Raw genomic sequence first — 693 nt, 5'->3', positions numbered from 1 at the left:
GACCGCTGGTCCGAGTCGAGACCTACGACACACTAATCGGGGTTGTGCTTGGCGAACCGAGCCAAGCCCGCCGCGAGATCACCGACAACTCGATTGACTACAACGCCGCGCTATCGAAGCTCGCTTCGGAGTAATGCCCATGTCCGCTCGTCGCTCACCGCACCGCCCCCGATGACGACACCTGAAGCGTCCTGCTCCATGGCACCGGCCGTCGGGGCCCCCACCAGCCCCGCCTAGACAAAGACCGACCAGAACTTGCTGTTGCGCCGCTCCTGGTCCGAGAGGACGAGTTCACGGATAGCCTCTGGGAGACGTTCGCGTTGCCATTGGCACTCACGCCTGCCTGCCTCCGTTTGATCGACACAGCGCGGGTCGGGCCCGGCTCCGGCTTCTGTTGCCAAACGCACCGCTTTGATAGCATAGGCGGCAGCACCCAGCTCATGGTCGGCCATGTGTGCCGTACCGGCCGCGTGTCCGGCAGCGCGGCAGACCGCCTGGGCTACGGGGTCAGTCACGCTCCTGGCAGCCGCATGGGCGGCGCTGGCCGCCTCACGTGCCTCACCTACAGTGGCCTCCCCACGAGACCACCTGCGAGCTGCCTCAATTGCTCGCCTCGGTCGGTCATCATCCGGGTACTTGGCGGTGAATAGCGGAAGGACATGCTCTGCGCAATCCGCAGCCCAGCTTGCGAGC

The 693-nt window shown here is 65.5% G+C and carries 1 protein-coding gene; it reads right to left on the bottom strand.

What is annotated here, in order from left to right:
* Positions 1-233 precede the first annotated feature (233 nt).
* On the bottom strand, positions 234-693 hold a 460-nt coding region (locus NUW23_14880; protein ID MCR4427445.1), incomplete at its 5' end, for a hypothetical protein.

The sequence above is a fragment of the Bacillota bacterium genome (genome assembly GCA_024655925.1).
GTDB lineage: Bacteria > Bacillota > DTU025 > DTU025 > JANLFS01 > JANLFS01.
Note: the sequence above shows the minus strand (reverse complement) of the source record. Positions and strands in the feature narration are given on the sequence as shown.